This is a genomic window from Paraburkholderia sp. SIMBA_030, assembly GCF_046535245.1.
Taxonomy (GTDB): domain Bacteria; phylum Pseudomonadota; class Gammaproteobacteria; order Burkholderiales; family Burkholderiaceae; genus Paraburkholderia.
Genome location: NZ_JAWRXB010001209.1, coordinates 1 through 250 on the forward strand (window position 1 = coordinate 1; position 250 = coordinate 250).

Below are 250 nucleotides of genomic sequence, written 5' to 3' on the forward strand. Positions count from 1 at the left end.
GGTATCGAGACTTTCTGCAAGCGGCTGAGGTCTTGCGTTTCTGTCTCACCCCAGATTTCAGCGTTACTCATGTCAGGCAGTTTCGGTAGACCTGAGCTAACAGGATTGCCACTCACAGGTGCCGCTTTCTGCTTGGTTAGACTGTTTTTAACATGTGCAAACAAGTCCTCTTTTAGAATGCGATCATTTAGAGCTGAACCATTCACTTGTGTGATATCCACACCCAACTGACGCGCTAGTTTACGGACGG

1 protein-coding gene is annotated in these 250 nt (G+C 48.0%); it reads right to left on the reverse strand.

All coding sequences use genetic code 11. The features are described from left to right. On the reverse strand, window positions 1-250 hold a 250-nt coding region (locus SB772_RS43875), incomplete at both ends, for an E3 binding domain-containing protein (protein ID WP_410839011.1).